Consider the following 14,671-nt stretch of genomic DNA (forward strand, 5'->3'; position numbering starts at 1 on the left):
GATAGAAAGGAATAATTGATTTAGAAAGCTTTAATTAATCCATTGCCTCTTCCTCTACTAGGTCATGCGTGAGGCAACTCATCGAAAATTTCTTGTTCGCTGTCCCTTCCTCGATTTACATTAAAGAACAGCGAATAAAAAAAGTAAAGGGAATAGGCGTGTTTCACTCCCTGGTAATTCCCTTGTAATAATAGAAACTGCCTAGCGACGACCTACTCTTGCAGGGGCGCTGGCCCCAACTACCATCGGCGCTGGAGAGCTTAACTTCCGTGTTCGGGATGGGAACGGGTGTTTCCTCTCCGCTATAGTCACTAGGCAAGTATTTCAATTGGACATGTATTATTATATCCATCTAATCGATGTTGTCAAGAAGGAGTTCATTCCTTCAAAACTAGATAACCGTCTGTTTGGAAGAAGCCAGTCGCCTGTGTCCGCTCGGCGCTAAGCAGTCGCCTCCGCTTTTCGTGCGCTTTTCGTGTGGTTAAGTCCTCGATCGATTAGTATCCGTCAGCTGCACGTGTCGCCACGCTTCCACCTCGGACCTATCGACCTCGTCATCTTCGAGGGATCTTACTCGCTTGACGCGATGGGAAATCTCATCTTGAGGGGGGCTTCACGCTTAGATGCTTTCAGCGCTTATCCCTTCCGCACATAGCTACCCAGCGGTGCCCCTGGCGGGACAACTGGTACACCAGCGGTGCGTCCATCCCGGTCCTCTCGTACTAAGGACAGCTCCTCTCAAATTTCCTGCGCCCGCGACGGATAGGGACCGAACTGTCTCACGACGTTCTGAACCCAGCTCGCGTACCGCTTTAATGGGCGAACAGCCCAACCCTTGGGACCGACTACAGCCCCAGGATGCGATGAGCCGACATCGAGGTGCCAAACCTCCCCGTCGATGTGGACTCTTGGGGGAGATCAGCCTGTTATCCCCGGGGTAGCTTTTATCCGTTGAGCGATGGCCCTTCCATACGGAACCACCGGATCACTAAGCCCGACTTTCGTCCCTGCTCGACCTGTCCGTCTCGCAGTCAAGCTCCCTTGTGCCTTTGCACTCTACGAATGATTTCCAACCATTCTGAGGGAACCTTTGGGCGCCTCCGTTACCTTTTGGGAGGCGACCGCCCCAGTCAAACTGCCCACCTGACACTGTCTCCCACCCCGATCAGGGGTGCGGGTTAGAATTTCAATACCGCCAGGGTGGTATCCCACCGGCGCCTCCACCGAAGCTGGCGCTCCGGCTTCCCAGGCTCCCACCTATCCTGTACAAGCGATACCAAAATTCCATATCAGGCTGCAGTAAAGCTCCACGGGGTCTTTCCGTCCTGTCGCGGGTAACCTGCATCTTCACAGGTAGTATAATTTCACCGGGTCTCTCGTTGAGACAGTGCCCAAGTCGTTACACCTTTCGTGCGGGTCGGAACTTACCCGACAAGGAATTTCGCTACCTTAGGACCGTTATAGTTACGGCCGCCGTTTACTGGGGCTTCGGTTCGCACCTTCGCTTGCGCTAAGCGCTCCCCTTAACCTTCCAGCACCGGGCAGGTGTCAGCCCCTATACTTCGCCTTTCGGCTTCGCAGAGACCTGTGTTTTTGATAAACAGTCGCTTGGGCCTTTTCACTGCGGCTCCCTCGGGCTATTCACCCAAGAGAGCACCCCTTCTCCCGAAGTTACGGGGTCATTTTGCCGAGTTCCTTAACGAGAGTTCTCCCGCGCACCTTAGGATTCTCTCCTCGCCTACCTGTGTCGGTTTGCGGTACGGGCACCTCTCACCTCGCTAGAGGCTTTTCTTGGCAGTGTAGGATCGGGGACTTCGGGACCGATGGTCCCTTCGCCATCACGGCTCCGCCTTTGCGCCAGACGGATTTGCCTATCTGGCAGCCTAACCGCTTGGACAGGCTATTCCAGCAGCCTGCTCGCCCTACCTTCCTGCGTCCCCCCATCGCTCAAACGGTGAGGAGGTGGTACAGGAATCTCTACCTGTTGCCCATCACCTACGCCTTTCGGCCTCGGCTTAGGTCCCGACTAACCCTGAGCGGACGAACCTTCCTCAGGAACCCTTAGGCTTTCGGTGCAGAGGATTCTCACCTCTGTTTTCGCTACTCATACCGGCATTCTCACTTCTAAGCGCTCCACGAGTCCTTCCGATCTCGCTTCGACGCCCTTAGAACGCTCCCCTACCGATGACCGAAGGTCATCCCACAGCTTCGGTGGCACGTTTAGCCCCGGTACATTTTCGGCGCAGAGTCACTCGACCAGTGAGCTATTACGCACTCTTTAAATGATGGCTGCTTCTAAGCCAACATCCTGGTTGTCTGGGCAACTCCACATCCTTTTCCACTTAACGTGCACTTAGGGACCTTAGCTGGTGATCTGGGCTGTTTCCCTCTCGACCACGGATCTTATCACTCGTAGTCTGACTCCCAAGGATAAGTCATTGGCATTCGGAGTTTGACTGAGTTCGGTAACCCGATGAGGGCCCCTAGCTCAATCAGTGCTCTACCTCCAAGACTCTTCCCTTGAGGCTAGCCCTAAAGCTATTTCGGGGAGAACCAGCTATCTCCAAGTTCGATTGGCATTTCACCCCTACCCACACCTCATCCCCGCACTTTTCAACGTGCGTGGGTTCGGGCCTCCAGTAGGTGTTACCCTACCTTCACCCTGGACATGGGTAGATCACCTGGTTTCGGGTCTACGACGACGTACTGAACGCCCTATTCAGACTCGCTTTCGCTGCGGCTCCGTCTCTTCGACTTAACCTCGCACGTCATCGTAACTCGCCGGTTCATTCTACAAAAGGCACGCCATCACCCATCAACGGGCTCTGACTACTTGTAGGCACACGGTTTCAGGTTCTCTTTCACTCCCCTTCCGGGGTGCTTTTCACCTTTCCCTCACGGTACTGGTTCACTATCGGTCACTAGGGAGTATTTAGCCTTGGGAGATGGTCCTCCCTGCTTCCGACGGGATTCCCCGTGTCCCGCCGTACTCAGGAGCCACTCGGGAGGGAACGAAGTTTCGACTACAGGGCTGTCACCTTCTCTGGCGGGCCTTTCCAGACCGCTTCGTCTACCCCGTTCCTTTGTCACTCCCATGTGAGTGGTCCTACAACCCCAAGAGGCAAGCCTCTTGGTTTGGGCTGTTCCCGTTTCGCTCGCCGCTACTCAGGGAATCGCTATTGCTTTCTTCTCCTCCGGGTACTAAGATGTTTCAGTTCCCCGGGTGTGCCCTCCATACCCTATGGATTCAGGTATGGATACTGTCCCATTACGGACAGTGGGTTCCCCCATTCGGACATCTTCGGATCAACGCTTGCTTACAGCTCCCCGAAGCGTTTCGGCGTTTGCCCCGTCCTTCATCGGCTCCTAGTGCCAAGGCATCCACCGTGCGCCCTTTCTAACTTAACCATTAGCGCTTCTCGGCTTCTTCCTTTGTCTAACTTCGGCGCCTAACCGCGGCGCCTCCGCTTTTCTTTTCGGTTATCTAGTTTTCAAGGAACGAAGCTGCTTCATTGCATTCGCTTCTTTGCAGCTTTGCGTCGAGGAATCCAGCTTCTCTGAATTCACTAGAAGACGCAGACGCAAAACGGATTAATTGAAGAGAACATAAATATGTTCCCTCAAAACCGAACAAAACGTAAGCGTCCCTCTTATTTCACACACATATCATCCTTAGAAAGGAGGTGATCCAGCCGCACCTTCCGGTACGGCTACCTTGTTACGACTTCACCCCAATCACTTGCCCCACCTTCGGCGGCTGGCTCCCAAAAGGGTTACCTCACCGACTTCGGGTGTTGCAAGCTCTCGTGGTGTGACGGGCGGTGTGTACAAGGCCCGGGAACGTATTCACCGCGGCATGCTGATCCGCGATTACTAGCGATTCCGGCTTCATGCAGGCGAGTTGCAGCCTGCAATCCGAACTGAGAGCGGCTTTTTGGGATTGGCTCCCCCTCGCGGGTTCGCAGCCCTTTGTACCGCCCATTGTAGCACGTGTGTAGCCCAGGTCATAAGGGGCATGATGATTTGACGTCATCCCCACCTTCCTCCGGTTTGTCACCGGCAGTCACCTTAGAGTGCCCAACTGAATGCTGGCAACTAAGGTCGAGGGTTGCGCTCGTTGCGGGACTTAACCCAACATCTCACGACACGAGCTGACGACAACCATGCACCACCTGTCACCCTGTCCCCCCGAAGGGGGAACGCCCTATCTCTAGGGTTGTCAGGGGATGTCAAGACCTGGTAAGGTTCTTCGCGTTGCTTCGAATTAAACCACATGCTCCACCGCTTGTGCGGGCCCCCGTCAATTCCTTTGAGTTTCAGCCTTGCGGCCGTACTCCCCAGGCGGAGTGCTTAACGCGTTAGCTGCAGCACTAAAGGGTTTGACCCCTCTAACACTTAGCACTCATCGTTTACGGCGTGGACTACCAGGGTATCTAATCCTGTTTGCTCCCCACGCTTTCGCGCCTCAGCGTCAGTTGCAGACCAGAGAGCCGCCTTCGCCACTGGTGTTCCTCCACATCTCTACGCATTTCACCGCTACACGTGGAATTCCGCTCTCCTCTTCTGCACTCAAGTCCCCCAGTTTCCAATGACCCTCCACGGTTGAGCCGTGGGCTTTCACATCAGACTTAAGGGACCGCCTGCGCGCGCTTTACGCCCAATAATTCCGGACAACGCTCGCCCCCTACGTATTACCGCGGCTGCTGGCACGTAGTTAGCCGGGGCTTTCTCGTTAGGTACCGTCACCGTACCGCCCTATTCGAACGGTACTTCTTCTTCCCTAACAACAGAGCTTTACGATCCGAAGACCTTCTTCGCTCACGCGGCGTCGCTCCGTCAGACTTTCGTCCATTGCGGAAGATTCCCTACTGCTGCCTCCCGTAGGAGTCTGGGCCGTGTCTCAGTCCCAGTGTGGCCGGTCACCCTCTCAGGCCGGCTACGCATCGTCGCCTTGGTGAGCCGTTACCTCACCAACTAGCTAATGCGCCGCGGGCCCATCCGTAAGTGACAGCCGAAGCCGCCTTTCAACCGAAGACCATGCGGTCTTCGGTGTTATCCGGTATTAGCTCCGGTTTCCCGGAGTTATCCCGGTCTTACGGGTAGGTTGCCCACGTGTTACTCACCCGTCCGCCGCTAACCGAACAAGAGCAAGCTCCTATTCGGTCCGCTCGACTTGCATGTATTAGGCACGCCGCCAGCGTTCGTCCTGAGCCAGGATCAAACTCTCCATAGAAAGTTGATTGGCTTATTTCCAAGCTTCAGCACCGACACCATAAGGTGTCGCGGCGCCTTCGCTTTTCTTATTGTCCAGCTCCGGCTCCTAGCCCCTCGGGCCGCTTCGGTCTCGCTGTGGCGGCAACAGCCTCCTCGCGAGCCCTCCAGCGCCTGCCGGGGCTAATCAGTCGCCTTCGCTTTTCTTTGTGGACGCTTCGTTTTGTTCAGTTTTCAAGGAACATTTTTATGGAGCGGGTGATGGGAATCGAACCCACGACATCAGCTTGGAAGGCTGAGGTTTTACCACTAAACTACACCCGCATATTACTAAACAAGTCGGGAAGACAGGATTCGAACCTGCGACCCCATGGTCCCAAACCATGTGCTCTACCAAGCTGAGCTACTTCCCGTCATGGCGCGCTCGAGAGGATTCGAACCCCTAACCTTCTGATCCGTAGTCAGATGCTCTATCCAATTGAGCTACGAGCGCACATTATAATTTTTAACCAACAAATTTCATTGTAACACAATAAATTATAAAACGCAAGTGTTTTTTTGTATTTATGTTATGCGGTCGAGAGGACTTGAACCTCCACGGGGTTGCCCCCACTAGGCCCTCAACCTAGCGCGTCTGCCATTCCGCCACGACCGCATATTCAACTGGTGCGGGTGGAGGGACTTGAACCCCCACGCCGTGAGGCGCCAGATCCTAAGTCTGGTGCGTCTGCCAATTCCGCCACACCCGCAAGGTGGTGAGCCATGGAGGACTCGAACCTCCGACCCTCTGATTAAAAGTCAGATGCTCTACCTACTGAGCTAATGGCTCATGGCTGGGCCAGCTGGATTCGAACCAGCGCATCACGGAGTCAAAGTCCGTTGCCTTACCGCTTGGCTATGGCCCAACGATTCATGTAATGGCGGTCCCGACGGGACTCGAACCCGCGATCTCCTGCGTGACAGGCAGGCGTGTTAACCACTACACTACGGGACCATCGTTAAAATGGGGTTGGTGCTTTGCAACCCCAACATCTGATAAAAGTGACCCGTACGGGATTCGAACCCGTGTTACCGCCGTGAAAGGGCGGTGTCTTAACCACTTGACCAACGGGCCATCATATATATCAAAGTGGCGGAGAAGGCGGGATTTGAACCCGCGCGCCGTAAAGACACGACCTAACGGTTTAGCAAACCGTCCCCTTCAGCCACTTGGGTACTTCTCCAAAGGCTCCGCAAGTAGGATTCGAACCTACGACCTACCGGTTAACAGCCGGTTGCTCTACCGCTGAGCTATTGCGGAATAATGAAAGCGAACATCGCATCGCCTTTTGGCATATTCGTTGCCTCTTCCTCTACTAGCAAATTCAAAGATGTTGGATGCGTCGAGGCAACTCGTAGCATATTCATAGATGTAATGCTCGTCGCTGAGCTATTGCGGAATAATTAATTCACTCATCTGTCTCGCACAATCGACATTCTCTATTATATTTAGGCAACTTAGTGTTGTCAACATTTTTTTCAGCCCGTCGCCGTTTAACGACGGCTTTTATAATTTAGCATATACAAATAATCGGTGTCAATAACTTTTTATAAATTTTTTGGTTGCTCGTCATGAACAAAATTAGAAAACGACACACTTCTTTTTACTTATGCTTCACCGCTATCATCTGACGTTAGCCTGCCGCCGCATTTCCCGCAAACGTATCGATTTGTATTGACACGCTTCTTTCTTTGATATGTCAAACCACACTTGGAACAAACATACACGTATATCTTTTTTGCCCTCTTTTGCGTTTGTTGCGGAAGCTGGCGGCAATAACGCGGTGCTTGAACTTGCCGCAATAGATCGCGAAAGTCTTTGTCACGATGACGATAGCCTTTCCCTTCTAAATGAAGATGGTAATGGCACAATTCATGTTTAATAATAGCGATCAGCTCTTCTTCGCCAAATGATTCATAATACTTTTTATTTAGCTCAATATTATGAGTTTGTAGTATGTAACGCCCTCCTGTCGTTCGGAGCCGAGGATTAAATGTTGCTGTATGTTGAAATGGTTTTTGGAAAAATTGCAAAGATACCCTTTCGACAAGTTTTTGTAAGTCACTTTGTTCCATTGCTCTTTACTCCTCACTTTTTGGCACAGGACAGACTGACAGCACATACATTATACTAACCTTTTCGTTACAGGAGGTTGAATGCCATGCCAACATGGTTAAAAAATCAAATGAGACGAGCCTATTATGAGAAAAATCGTTATCAAATCAAATTGCTAAATCAATGCTGGTTCTTTTATCAGAGAAAACACTGCTCATGAAGGCAGTGTTTTCTCTAGCTCCTCTGGCGGAATCATCGATAAAGAGATTCTTCCTTTATTCACATCTACATGCTCCACCCAAACTTTCACGACATCGCCGACCGATACAACATCAAGCGGGTGCCGTACGTACTGCTTGCTTAATTTAGAAATATGCACAAGCCCATCCTGCTTGACTCCGATATCGACAAACGCGCCGAAGTCAACGACATTCCGTACGGTACCTTCTAGCTCCATCCCCGCTTTTAAATCTTCCATTTTTAAAACATCTTTTCGCAATAACGGCTTCGGCAGCTCATCGCGTGGGTCGCGCTCTGGGCGAATTAAAGCGTCGATAATGTCTTGTAATGTTAATTCTCCGATGCCAAGCTGGGAAGCAGTATCGGAAATATGAAGTGATTGCAACGCCTCGCGAAGTTCCTCGCTTCCGATATGCTCTGTGGAAAAACCTAAACTACGCAATAGCTTTTTCACTTCTTCGTATCGCTCTGGGTGAATCGGCGTCCGATCAAGCGGTTCATCTCCGTCAATAATGCGCAAAAAGCCGATGCACTGCTCATATGTTTTCGCACCAAGCCGCGGTATCGTTTTTAATTCTTCACGGTTTCTAAATTTCCCTTGTTCTTCACGGCGCTTTACAATATTTTCCGACACCGTCTTCGTCAGCCCGGATACATATTGCAACAAGGAGACAGAGGCGGTATTGACATTGACGCCAACTTGGTTCACGACGGTCTCGACGACAAAGCGCAGCGATTCGGCTAGTTTCTTTTGAGAAACGTCATGCTGATATTGGCCGACACCGACCGACTTTGGATCGATTTTCACCAATTCTGCTAATGGATCTTGTACACGTCGGGCGATGGAAACGGCACTCCGCTCTTCGACTTGTAAATCTGGAAATTCCTGACGAGCAAGGTCTGAGGCGGAGTACACACTAGCCCCCGCTTCATTGACAATTAAATAAAAGATTTCTCTATCTACCTGCTTTAGCGTATCGGCAACGAACTGCTCTGTTTCCCGCGATGCCGTTCCATTCCCGATCGCGATCATTTCCACATGATACTCTTCAATCAGTCGAATGAATTTTTCCTTTGCTTCGTCTACCCGCTGCTGTGGTGGATGCGGATAGATGACATCAATTTTCAATAGCTTGCCTGTTTCATCGACAACAGCGAGTTTGCATCCCGTGCGGTAGGCAGGATCGACTCCAAGCACAATTTTTCCTTTTAATGGCGGCTGTAGCAAGAGTTTTCGCAAGTTTTCGGCAAAAATATGAATCGCCCGCTCTTCTGCTTTTTCGGTCAATTCATTGCGAATATCCCGTTCAATGGCTGGTTCGATAAGCCGTTTATAGCCATCTTCTATTGCTTGGGACAAAAGCGGGGCGGCAGAAGATTGTGGATTTGTTATGACGTGTTTTTGTAAATACGCCATAATCTCTTCTACCGGCGCCTTAATGGCAACACGCAGCACCTCTTCCTTTTCTCCTCGGTTTAGCGCTAACACACGGTGTGGCACAATCTTATGTACAGGCTCCTCATATTCGTAATACATTTCATATACTTTCTTCTCATCTTTTTCCGGCGCTTTGGCCGCCGATGAGATGATGCCTTTTTTCCACGTTTGCTGGCGAATCCATTGACGGAATTGCGCATCATCGGATACTTTCTCAGCAATGATATCTTTTGCTCCTTGGAGCGCTTCTTCTACCGTAAACACTTCTTTTTCCGAATTCAAAAATTCCTGTGCTTTTTCTTCTGGCTTTGGCGCCAATGGACACGTCCATAGCCACTCCGCAAGCGGCTCTAGGCCTTTTTCTTTTGCGACCGTAGCTTTGGTGCGCCGTTTTTGTCGATAAGGGCGATACAGATCTTCCACTTGCTGCAGTTTCGTAGCATGGATAATCGCATTTTTTAAATCATCTGTTAATTTCCCTTGCTCCTCGATAAGACGAAGCACTTCTTCTTTACGCTGCTCTAAGTTTTGCAAATAGCTCCATTTCTCTAAAATATCGCGAATTTGCACTTCATCTAATGCGCCTGTCATCTCTTTGCGATAGCGGGCGATAAACGGCACGGTATTTCCTTCTTCAGAAAGGGAAATGACATTGCCAACTTGCTTGGCAGACAACTGCAACTCATTAGCGATCAAGCTGATCAACGCTTCTCTATTCAACAAATTAATACCCCTCCAATAATAAAAATAGCTACAAAAATGCAGCTATTCCAATAAGCGATATAAAAATAGTTGGACAGATCGTTTATCCCCTCGATCTGCCCTTTTTGCGCATAACAAAACAAACTACCCGCCGCTCGTTATCCATTACGGAGGCGATAGATGGCTCAGCGCATCACTGCAACTATAAAATAAACCTATTTTTCGGAAACAAGAATGTGACATGACCAAGCACTGCCGCTTAAAAATCGATAAGTCCTAAACTGATTTGCAGCGCTTCATCTACCTTATCCATCATTTCATCATCTAAGTGAGTGATTTTATCGGTAAGCCGCTGTTTATCAATCGTCCGAATCTGTTCTAGCAAGATAACGGAATCCCTCTCAAACCCGTAGCGTTTTGCATCAATTTCGACATGCGTTGGCAGCTTCGCTTTTTGAATTTGCGCTGTAATCGCGGCCACAATCACCGTTGGGCTAAAGCGATTACCAATGTCATTTTGGATGACCAATACGGGACGAACACCGCCCTGCTCTGAGCCAACTACCGGGGAAAGATCCGCAAAATAAACGTCGCCACGTTTAACAATCAAAGCATTACCCCCCGCTAACTAAACGTTCAACGGTGTGGTCGGCCTCGTACTCCGCAAGAAACGCTTCTGACGCAATCGATAAATTGATTTTTGCCATTTCCATATAACCGCGTCTCATTGCCTCGCGAATATGCCGTTTTTTCCGCTCGCGAATATACATTTTCGTCGCTTGGTAAATCAGTTCATTGCGATTGCCGTTTTCTTGTTTCACCAGCACGTCCAGTTCCGTTACTAATGATTGAGGCAAACGAACGACGATTTCCGTTGTTGCGCTAGACTCCGACACGAATATACACCTCCACGAACTGCAGCCAGTCATTACTTCCATTTCATCATACCACTAAATAAAGACGCTGCAAAGTCATTTCTGCGTTTTCCACGTATTATCTTCTGAAAAGTTTTTCAGTTTATACATAATCATTGCCATTCAAAACAACATTTCTCACTTCCATTATACTCTTATTTCTGAAAAAAATACGGGGAACGCGATAACTTATTGTACAAAGAACTTCATAACTGATCGTATCAAGATATTGGGCAACATCATCAACGGAAATATATTCGTCACCTTGCCGTCCAATTAAGGTCACTTTCGTTCCGATTGGCATGGGTTCCGGCAAACGGACCATGAATTGATCCATGCAAATTCTCCCGACAATCGGTGCTTTTTTTCCATTCACCAACACATGGAAATTTTGCAGTTTGCGCAGCCAACCGTCCGCATAGCCGATCGGAACAGTGCCGATCCATTGTTCCGTCTCTGCGGTATAAGTTGCCCCGTAGCTCACCTTTTCTCCAGGTTTCAGCTTTTTCACATGTACGAGACGGCTATGCAAAGAAAAAGCTTCTTTTATCTCGTATGGCAAATATGGTTTTATGTCCGGCGAAGGCGACAATCCATACATTGAAATGCCAAAGCGCACCATATTAAACACCTTATTTGGAAAACGTAAAGCGGTCGCACTGTTTCCACAGTGGATCAGCGATGGTTTATACGGAAGCCACTCGAGCATTTGCAAAAAACGATGGTATTGAAAAGAAAAATAGTCGGTGTTGATTTCATCTGCCGTGGCAAAATGAGTATAAACCCCTTCCAATGAAAAATACGGGTGACGGTCGATTAACTCAATGACGCGCTTTGTTTCCGCCTCTTCTTTTACTCCTAGCCGTCCCATCCCCGTATCCATTTTTAAATGGAATCGCACTCGTTCCGTTCCCTTGTATAAGTTGGCCGCTTGCTCGACCCATTCCGGCTGAAATACCGTAAGCGTGATTTGGTGTTTGGCGGCAAGATGGACATCGTTAGGACGAGAAGCGCCTAATACGAGAATCGGAGCGGTAATTCCTTTTTTCCTCAACGCAAGCGCCTCATCTAAAAAAGCCACCGCCAAATAGGAAGCACCAGCCTCCAGCGCCGTTTTCGCCACTTGCGCATCGCCGTGGCCGTATGCATTCGCCTTTACCACTGCCAAAATACGAGTCTCGTTTGGCAAAAAATTTCGTAGTTGGGAAACATTGTGGTAAATCGCATCTAAGTCAATTTCAGCCCACGTATCACGATAAAATGAATTCATCATACATCGCTGTCCTTCCTTGTCTAGCAGATCGGAGTTATCTTTCGAATATAAACGCTCTAATTGACGCTATCCTTTTTTAGTTTACCACTTTGTGAACTGCATCGCCACTAGAAGTGACGAGCTTCTCGCTTCATTTGGCGCAGCTACTACATCCATCCACGAAGACAAGTCCCATGCCGGATAGATGGCTTTTTCAAGATGTTTCTTTCGGCGTTTGCGTCTCAATCAGCAGTAATGGTCGCCCTGAACATCCCTATGAATGAGATGTCGAGCAACGCCCACTTTCATCTGCCCCATTGAAAATGGAAAGGATTCTCGCTCGCTTATCTTAAGCAAGGAAGAAATATATCATTGTAGAGGGGGTATGATTATTGCAAAAACAGCCTACCTTTTCCGAAAAGAAAACAGGCTCGGTAAACGAGCCTGTTGCCTGGCAATCCATTATTTAATCGCTTTTCCTTGCACCGAACGGGCAACCATGACCATTTCTTCTGGTGTTAAATCATCGGAAGCGATCGTAAATTCGACACCTTTATACGACCATGTCAATGTTTTGTCCGTCAGCGCGCCAATCGCAAAACCTAAATCGATCGGCTCGCCATTGACAAGCACCGGCGTGCTTGTTGCCGGAAGTACTTTTGCTGTTTCTTGAACTAATGTAAATGTTTTTTTACCGCCAAACGTCATAATCACCCGTTTTCCGTTTTCACTGGCAACTTCTTTCTCATCGATTTGCTTTACTCCTTTCGGCAGCTGCTCCGGATACATAACTTCCATCGCTTTCTCTTTCGCCTCTGCCATCGTCGGCACTTCTAAACGCGCTCCTGTCATATTTTTCGATGTGTCAAACGCATCGTCATCAAATTTTTTGTTAAATTCGACTTTGGAGAATTGCACGGTTAACAAAGCTTTGCGGTCGGTATCCATCACTTTGACCGATACCGGCGATAAATCTTTTTTGTTTAACGTAATTTCTTGCGTCGGCACGACATTGTTGTTCGGATAATTTGTCTTCGTTTCAAATACGTAATGATCTTTCGTCGCTTTAAACTTCGCCTTCGAATCGCTCAAAATATCTTTGACTAACGACTCATACAAATAAGCCTGGCTGCTGTTTTTCGGCCAATCGCTTTGGAAGCGGAAGCTTTTATTGAGCGCCGGCGTAAACACATAGACCCCTTCATCATTGCGCAAAATCATCTGACTTTGCCCTTTGTCCGCATTTTTTAAGCTGACACGGTAATAGGAAGGCTGTTTATACCAGATTTCGACATGATATACTTGCGGTTTTGAACCTGTTTGAAACGTCATTTTGGCCTCTGCTTGATAGCTTGTCATTTCATCCATTTTTTCATTGAGCGCTTTGATGACATCTTCCTGTGATTTTGCCCCGCAGCCAGCTAAAGCAATAAGCAATATGATGCCAACGAATACACTGAGCACCTTTCTCCTCATCATTTCAACCCCTTTGCCTCATATCGATTTCCACTTTTGCATTACAATATATGAGACAACTTCGGGGAATATGCAGACTAGCTATGACAAGCGCTCAATAATTACTTGAGCGATCGCATAATCACGGCTATGAGAAATCGAGAGGTGAATGCGGCAGTCATTCGCATCCGAAACGACAATTGGTTTTCCATGTAAGTCGTTCATAATTTGAATATCGTGGAATGATACATGTTTGCCAATTCCTGTACCGATAGCTTTTGCGTACGCTTCTTTCGCCGCAAATCGCCCTGCCAAAAATTCCACTTTGCGTTTTGGCGATAATTGCGAAAATACATTTTTTTCTTCATTCGTTAAAATGCGGTCGATCAATTTTTCGTTTTTTTCCATTAGCTGTCTAATCCGCTCTAATTCCACAATATCAATGCCAACCCCGATAATCATCGTCCTTCTATCCTTCCTATCTATTACATACCATTTTAATAAGCCAATTCGTCTCCCGTTTGCCCAACTTTGCACACTGAAGCAGAAATCTTTCCCGGCTATTTTCGATAAATAAAATAAGGAGAGATAGACATGTTTGTGCGCAGGGAAAATGCTCGTGCTTTTTTTCGGCTTTATCCTGTTGTTTCGATTCTGATTATTCTTCATATAGTCGTGTGGCTTATGTTTGTTGTACGCTTTTCCATCATGGAACCGTTATGGGAACGAATGATTGGATTTAATGCCGCCATACGCCAAGGAGAGTATTGGCGGCTCGTAAGCCCGCTTGTTTTGCATGTGCGGTTTGAACATATGATGATCAATTCCATTTCCCTTCTTTTATTCGGACCAGCGCTGGAGCAAATGTTGGGGAAAAGCAAGTTTTTGCTTCTCTATATAGGAAGCGGAACCGGTGCCAACATCGCAACATTTTTCCTTCTGTCGGCCATGTACAGTCACGTTGGGGCGTCTGGTGCCATTTTTGGCCTGTTCGGCATGTATGGCTATTTAATCGTATTCCGCCGCGATATGATCGACAAGCAGCACTCCCGCCTTCTTCTTGCTGTCATCAGTATTAGTTTATTTATCGCATTTACTGCTCCTGACGTGAATATGGTCGCCCACCTATTTGGTTTTTTAACAGGAGGGATTATCGCTCCTTTTATTTCTTCCCACCTGCGTCCACATCGTCCTTTTCTTCTTACCCGCTAACCATTGTTGATAAGAGCAAGGGTGCTGATAAATTAGCGGATGATAAAACTGGCGCCATCGATCATCGCAAACGATGACGTTTGCGATGGGGTGCAATACTGCAAATGAACGCTCATGGCGACATATATCGTTCAGGCCATGCACAAAAAACG

At 48.6% G+C, this 14,671-nt stretch carries 9 protein-coding genes, 11 tRNA genes and 3 rRNA genes; 2 read left to right on the plus strand and 21 right to left on the minus strand.

Annotated features, from left to right (window positions below; genetic code table 11):
• Window positions 1-199 precede the first annotated feature (199 nt).
• The 15 genes from rrf to BDD39_RS00185 form a co-directional block, all read right to left on the minus strand.
• Window positions 200-316 (minus strand): 5S ribosomal RNA (rrf, locus tag BDD39_RS00115).
• A gap of 161 nt (window positions 317-477) precedes the next feature.
• Window positions 478-3,408 (minus strand): 23S ribosomal RNA (locus BDD39_RS00120).
• A 268-nt stretch (window positions 3,409-3,676) separates the two neighbouring features.
• Window positions 3,677-5,233, minus strand: a 16S ribosomal RNA gene (locus BDD39_RS00125).
• Together the 16S, 23S and 5S rRNA genes with 11 tRNA genes alongside form the textbook arrangement of a ribosomal RNA operon.
• Window positions 5,234-5,461: 228 nt before the next feature.
• Window positions 5,462-5,535, minus strand: a tRNA-Gly gene (locus BDD39_RS00130).
• 15 nt (window positions 5,536-5,550) lie between these two features.
• Window positions 5,551-5,624, minus strand: a tRNA-Pro gene (locus BDD39_RS00135).
• A gap of 3 nt (window positions 5,625-5,627) precedes the next feature.
• A tRNA-Arg gene (locus tag BDD39_RS00140) sits at window positions 5,628-5,704 on the minus strand.
• A gap of 79 nt (window positions 5,705-5,783) precedes the next feature.
• Window positions 5,784-5,866 (minus strand) — tRNA-Leu (locus BDD39_RS00145).
• 9 nt (window positions 5,867-5,875) lie between these two features.
• Window positions 5,876-5,960, minus strand: a tRNA-Leu gene (locus BDD39_RS00150).
• A 4-nt stretch (window positions 5,961-5,964) separates the two neighbouring features.
• Window positions 5,965-6,040 (minus strand) — tRNA-Lys (locus tag BDD39_RS00155).
• A 1-nt stretch (window position 6,041) separates the two neighbouring features.
• Window positions 6,042-6,116 (minus strand) — tRNA-Gln (locus BDD39_RS00160).
• A 13-nt stretch (window positions 6,117-6,129) separates the two neighbouring features.
• Window positions 6,130-6,205: transfer RNA gene (locus tag BDD39_RS00165), tRNA-Asp, on the minus strand.
• A 48-nt stretch (window positions 6,206-6,253) separates the two neighbouring features.
• A tRNA-Glu gene (locus tag BDD39_RS00170) sits at window positions 6,254-6,325 on the minus strand.
• A 16-nt stretch (window positions 6,326-6,341) separates the two neighbouring features.
• Window positions 6,342-6,434, minus strand: a tRNA-Ser gene (locus tag BDD39_RS00175).
• Window positions 6,435-6,439: 5 nt separating this feature from the next.
• Window positions 6,440-6,511: transfer RNA gene (locus BDD39_RS00180), tRNA-Asn, on the minus strand.
• Between the two features lie 347 nt (window positions 6,512-6,858).
• Complete coding sequence (locus tag BDD39_RS00185; RefSeq protein WP_166907110.1) at window positions 6,859-7,326, minus strand: SprT family protein; 468 nt, start codon at window positions 7,324-7,326, stop codon at window positions 6,859-6,861.
• An 86-nt stretch (window positions 7,327-7,412) separates the two neighbouring features.
• Here BDD39_RS00185 and cmpA point away from each other — a divergent pair, with 86 nt between their 5' ends.
• Window positions 7,413-7,526, plus strand: a complete 114-nt coding sequence (gene cmpA / locus BDD39_RS00190; RefSeq protein ID WP_017435866.1) for a cortex morphogenetic protein CmpA — start codon at window positions 7,413-7,415, stop codon at window positions 7,524-7,526.
• Here cmpA and BDD39_RS00195 read toward each other — a convergent pair.
• The 6 genes from BDD39_RS00195 to acpS form a co-directional block, all read right to left on the minus strand.
• Window positions 7,521-9,707 (minus strand): Tex family protein, encoded by a 2,187-nt coding sequence (locus tag BDD39_RS00195; RefSeq protein ID WP_166907112.1) that lies wholly within the window; start codon window positions 9,705-9,707, stop codon window positions 7,521-7,523. The genes cmpA and BDD39_RS00195 overlap by 6 nt on opposite strands.
• A 238-nt stretch (window positions 9,708-9,945) precedes the next feature.
• A complete protein-coding gene (gene ndoA, locus BDD39_RS00200; RefSeq protein ID WP_003253417.1) occupies window positions 9,946-10,296 on the minus strand; it encodes a type II toxin-antitoxin system endoribonuclease NdoA in 351 nt (116 codons plus the stop codon).
• A 4-nt stretch (window positions 10,297-10,300) separates the two neighbouring features.
• Entirely contained in the window at window positions 10,301-10,582 is a 282-nt protein-coding gene (locus BDD39_RS00205; protein ID WP_166907114.1) for an antitoxin endoai, read from the minus strand.
• 121 nt (window positions 10,583-10,703) lie between these two features.
• Window positions 10,704-11,870 (minus strand): alanine racemase, encoded by a 1,167-nt coding sequence (gene alr, locus BDD39_RS00210; protein WP_166912179.1) that lies wholly within the window; start codon window positions 11,868-11,870, stop codon window positions 10,704-10,706.
• A gap of 444 nt (window positions 11,871-12,314) precedes the next feature.
• On the minus strand, window positions 12,315-13,328 hold the full coding sequence (locus tag BDD39_RS00215; RefSeq protein ID WP_166907115.1) for a LolA family protein: 1,014 nt from the start codon (window positions 13,326-13,328) through the stop codon (window positions 12,315-12,317).
• 81 nt (window positions 13,329-13,409) lie between these two features.
• The gene (gene acpS / locus BDD39_RS00220) at window positions 13,410-13,769 is read right to left on the minus strand and encodes a holo-ACP synthase (RefSeq protein WP_166907118.1); all 360 of its coding nucleotides are present in this window, start codon (window positions 13,767-13,769) and stop codon (window positions 13,410-13,412) included.
• A gap of 132 nt (window positions 13,770-13,901) precedes the next feature.
• On the opposite strand from acpS, the gene BDD39_RS00225 reads away from it, so the two are divergent.
• On the plus strand, window positions 13,902-14,519 hold the full coding sequence (locus BDD39_RS00225) for a rhomboid family intramembrane serine protease (RefSeq protein ID WP_166907121.1): 618 nt from the start codon (window positions 13,902-13,904) through the stop codon (window positions 14,517-14,519).
• The last annotated feature ends 152 nt before the right edge of the window (window positions 14,520-14,671 follow it).

The organism is Saccharococcus thermophilus, assembly GCF_011761475.1.
In the GTDB taxonomy this organism is placed as follows: domain Bacteria; phylum Bacillota; class Bacilli; order Bacillales; family Anoxybacillaceae; genus Saccharococcus; species Saccharococcus thermophilus.

Coding starts and splice junctions, on each gene's coding strand:
- BDD39_RS00215 (WP_166907115.1), bottom strand. CDS start 13,328: ATGAGGAGAAAGGTGCTCAGTGTATTCGTTGGCATCATATTGCTTATT.
- BDD39_RS00225 (WP_166907121.1), top strand. CDS start 13,902: ATGTTTGTGCGCAGGGAAAATGCTCGTGCTTTTTTTCGGCTTTATCCT.
- alr (WP_166912179.1), bottom strand. CDS start 11,870: ATGAATTCATTTTATCGTGATACGTGGGCTGAAATTGACTTAGATGCG.
- cmpA (WP_017435866.1), top strand. CDS start 7,413: ATGCCAACATGGTTAAAAAATCAAATGAGACGAGCCTATTATGAGAAA.
- BDD39_RS00185 (WP_166907110.1), bottom strand. CDS start 7,326: ATGGAACAAAGTGACTTACAAAAACTTGTCGAAAGGGTATCTTTGCAA.
- acpS (WP_166907118.1), bottom strand. CDS start 13,769: ATGATTATCGGGGTTGGCATTGATATTGTGGAATTAGAGCGGATTAGA.